At 72.7% G+C, this 4,243-nt stretch carries 3 protein-coding genes; 1 reads left to right on the forward strand and 2 read right to left on the reverse strand.

What is annotated here, in order from left to right:
- Positions 1-187 precede the first annotated feature (187 nt).
- The gene (locus V6V89_RS41100; protein WP_334625147.1) at positions 188-1,177 is read right to left on the reverse strand and encodes a hypothetical protein; all 990 of its coding nucleotides are present in this window, start codon (positions 1,175-1,177) and stop codon (positions 188-190) included.
- A 35-nt stretch (positions 1,178-1,212) separates the two neighbouring features.
- Positions 1,213-2,313: a S1C family serine protease gene (locus tag V6V89_RS41105; protein WP_334625148.1), complete on the reverse strand. Its 1,101-nt coding sequence runs from the start codon at positions 2,311-2,313 to the stop codon at positions 1,213-1,215.
- Between the two features lie 182 nt (positions 2,314-2,495).
- Here V6V89_RS41105 and V6V89_RS41110 point away from each other — a divergent pair, with 182 nt between their 5' ends.
- Entirely contained in the window at positions 2,496-3,809 is a 1,314-nt protein-coding gene (locus tag V6V89_RS41110; protein ID WP_334625150.1) for an HRDC domain-containing protein, read from the forward strand.
- Positions 3,810-4,243: the final 434 nt, after the last annotated feature.

Raw genomic sequence — 4,243 nt, forward strand, 5'->3', positions numbered from 1 at the left:
CGCCGCGCCCGCCGCCGCGCCCGCCGCCGCGCCCGCCGCCGCCGCCGGCCCCAGCCCCGCCGATCAAGGGCAAACGCACGTGCTTTGATCTCTTTTCCACGTGCGTTTGCCCTTGATCGATGCAAACGCCCTTGATCGCGAAAGCGCCCGCGCCGTCACCGGCGCGGGCGCTTTTGGCGATCAGGCGTCAGAGGTACTTGTCGGCCTCGCGGCACGGCGCGGCCAGGGCGTCCGCCGCCTTCTCGGCGCCGGCACGGTCGCCGTCGGCCAGCTCGCTGATGAACGTGTTGACCAGGTTCAGGCACTTGGCGATGGCCGCCTTCTCCTTCTCCGTCTGGTCCTTTGCGTTCTTGGTGCCGGCCAGGTCCTGCTCGGCGGTGGACAGCTTCGCGTTGGCCGCCTCCAGATCACGCTTGAGCGTGTCGAGCTCGGTGCTCTTCGCCGTGAGCTGCTCGTCGCGGCTCACGACCTGCGCGTTGAGGTTCTTCTCGGTGCGGTCCAGGTCGCCGGACTTGCCGATGTACAGCGCGGTCATCACGCCGCCGAGGATGAACAGCAGCCCGGCGACCACCGCCAGCACCAGCACCGTCGGGTTGCGCTTGGGACCGGCAGGGCCCGCGGGCGCGCCGTACGGGGCACCGTAGGGCGCGGCCGAATAGGGCGCTCCGGACATCGGCGGGCCGGACATCGGCGGCGGGCCCGAGGCGGGGATGCCGGACGCCGGGTCGTAACCGGGCGCCGCCGCGTAACCCGGCACCGGCCCGGCCTCGTACCCGGTCGGCTGGCCGGGCGGTACGTAGGGCGCACCCGATGGCGGCGGCGCGGCGTAGGCGCCACCCGCGGGCGCATACGGCGCACCACCGGGCGGCGGCGCGTACTGCGCGTCCGGGGCGGGCGAGGCCGCGTACGGCGCTCCCGACGCGGGCGGCGCGGCGTACGGCGAGCCGGAGGCCGGCTGTGCGGGGTAGGCGGCGGTTGGCGGGACAGAGGCAGAGCCAGGTGGGTAGGCCGCAGGCGGCGGTGGGGGCGGGGGTGCGGCTGCGGGGTCGGGCGGCGGATACGCCGATCCAGCCGGCACCGAACCGGTCGGAATCGTGTACGCCGGCTCGTTACCGGAGGGCACCGGCGGAGGTGGTGCGTCTCCCGGCTGGTACGGAGAGCCTGGGGGGTGGGACATCGTTCCTCCTGGTGTGCGCCGCGTCGGCGCGCGTATCAACAGATCTTGAACACGTCACAGGCGGTCTTGATCGGTACTGCCAGACCGATCCCCTCGGCGTCGCGTGCCTTGGCGGTCGCGATGCCGACCACCTGCTTGGCGGCGTTGATGACCGGGCCACCGGAGTTGCCCGGGTTGATGGGCGCGTCGAACTGGATCACCGTGCCGGCACCGTCCTCGTTCTTCCGGATCGCGCTGATCACGCCCGTTGTCACCGTGTCTTCGAGACCGAGTGGCGCGCCGACGACCACGATCTGCTGGCCCGACTTGGCGGCCGAGCCGGCCGTGGTCAGCCCGTCGAACCTGCTCGTCGTACGGAGCTGGGCCACGTCGTTGCCCTCGTCGACCTTGACGATCGTCGCCGGCCACCGCTGGTCGCGGCGCTCGATGAAGACCTCCCGGTCGCCGGCGTCCCAGACCGACTCGACCACGTGGTAGTTGGTGAACAGGTTGGTGCCGCCGCCGTTCGCCGGTTTGCCGACCGCGAACGCGGTGCCCGTGAACCGCCCGGCCGCCACCCTGAACACGCTGGGCAGCACCTGATCGGAGATCGCCTCGGGGTTGAACGCCTTGCCCGCCTCGGTCTCGAGCTCGCCGGTGCGCTCCTCGATGCCGTTGAACCGGCTGGCGTCGGCTGCCTGCTCGTCGGCGAGCTTCCGGTCGGACTCGACAACGCGGCTTTGCAGGTCGCGGATCTGGTACGCCTGGAAGCCGGCCAGTCCGGCGAGCGCCACGACCAGCGTGAGCGCGACGATGCCGGGCCAGGCCATCCGGCGCGGCGGCCGCGCCGTGCCGAAGACCATCGGGTCGGCCATCGGCACCGCCGACATCGGCGGCGCGGAGAGGGGGTACGGCGGCGCGGGGTACGCCGCGGGCTGGTACCCGGGTGGCGCGCTCGCCGGCTCGGGACCTGGCGGCGGTCCCGCGGGCGAGCCGAAGCCGGCCGCCGGCGGCGGGCCGCCCGGTCGGCGGTACAGCGAGTCGGTGTCGACAGAGGGCGAAGTCCCTGGTCGGGCCAGCTCGTCGTCGATCGAGTGTCGCGGGCCGGGCAGTGCAGACCCCGACCGTTCTGCCGGCGGGTCGTACCCAGTGCTCATGGCGAGATCCTCGCCCCCTCCCCTAGGACGCCAACTTCACAGTCGCATTGCCGGACAACCCGCCCGCACAGATCATCAGCAGGTGGACCGTACCGCACTGAATCCAGTCTCCCCTGCCGGCGATTCGACGCGCCGGGCACCGGCTGCTCGTTGCTGGCGCGCGGTCCCACTACGGTTGTCGGGTGACCGACGAACCACCCCTGCGCCGTCGGGCCGCGCAACGCCAAGCAGGGGACGGACCACACAACGGAAAGCCATCGGCGCCGGGAGACGTGGGGCCCGACCCAATGCCTGACGGGCCCGTTCCACTGACAGCTCCTCGCGAGGGCACGCCCGCACCCGCGGAAACACCCGACCAGCTCGCCGAGCTCGTCGGGCGATTCGCCGCCGGCACCGGCCCGGTCGCCGTCGACGCCGAACGCGCGTCCGGCTACCGGTACACGCAGCGCGCCTACCTGGTACAACTCCGCCGGGCGGGCGCTGGCACGACCTTGATCGACCCGCTGCCGCTGGGTGACCTGCACACGCTCGACGAGGCCATCGCCGACGCGGAATGGGTGCTGCACGCGGCCAGCCAGGACCTCCCATGCCTGGCTGATCTTGGCCTGCGCCCGCGGCGACTCTTCGATACCGAATTGGCCGCTCGGCTGGCGGGATTCGAGCGGGTCGGCTTGGCCGCGCTGACCGAACAGCTGCTCGGGTACACCCTTGAGAAGCACCACTCGGCGGCCGACTGGTCGAGCCGACCGCTCCCCGAGTCCTGGCTGACGTACGCCGCCCTCGACGTCGAGCTCCTCGTCGACCTCCGCGACGTGCTGGCCGCCGAACTAGTGGCCCAGGACAAGGCCGAGTGGGCGGCGGAGGAGTTCGCCGCGCTGGTCGCCTGGGGTGCGCAGCCGCCCCGGCAGCGCCCCGACCCGTGGCGGCGCACATCGGGCATACACCGCATCCGGGGCGCGCGCGCCCAGGCCCGCGTCCGAGCGATGTGGTACGCCCGCGACACCATCGCCGCACGGCGCGACACGGCACCGGGCCGCGTCCTGCCCGACGCCGCGATCATCGCCGCCGCCGAACTCGATCCCAAGGACGAGCGCACCCTGCTGACCCTGCCCGGGTTCGGCGGGCGCTCGGTGCGCCGCCTGGCGCGTACCTGGATCGACGCACTCGCGGAGGCCCGCGCCCTGCCCGACGACGCCTTGCCCGTGACACCGCCCCTCGACGGCCCCCCTCCGCCGCACCGTTGGGCCGAGCGCGACCCGGTCGCGGCCGCCCGGCTCGCCCGCTGCCGCGCGGTGGTCACCGAGACAGCGGCGACACACACCCTGCCCCCGGAAAACCTGATCACTCCCGACTCGATCCGCCGCCTGGCCTGGACGCCCCCCGAAGAGATCACCCCGGAGACAGTGGCGGCGACGCTGCGCGGCTACGGCGCCCGCGCCTGGCAGGTAGCCCTGATAGCCGACAACCTCTCCGAAGCCCTAACCCCCGCCCCCTAACCACCCCCCGCCCCGCGCACCCAGCTGCGCGGACGCATCACCGCCCTTTCCCGTCGATCAAGGACAAACGCGCGTGGTTCGATCTCTTTTCCACGTGCGTTCGGCCTTGATCGATGCGATCGCCCTTGATCGGCGAGCCTGGGGGGCGCGCTGCGGGCCGCGCGGCTCCCTGCGAGATGCGCGGGGCGCGCGCGGCAGATCTTGACGACTTATGGGAATTGGCGAGCTAGGCGCTACAGGTTGCCAAGGGAGATGGCGGGCCGGATGGCCGGCCCGCCGGCCGGCGAGGCCCCTAGCTCTCGCCAGGCAGCGACGCCTCCCCAGGGGCATCGCAGCGCCGCTCCGGCGAGCGCCGATCAAGGCATCTTGCATCGACGCTTCTATAGGGGTGGTGATCGGGCCCGGGGGTTCGTGATCCGCTAGGTTCGATGCCG

It is taken from the genome of Micromonospora sp. CPCC 206061, from assembly GCF_036906915.1.
Lineage (GTDB): Bacteria > Actinomycetota > Actinomycetes > Mycobacteriales > Micromonosporaceae > Phytohabitans.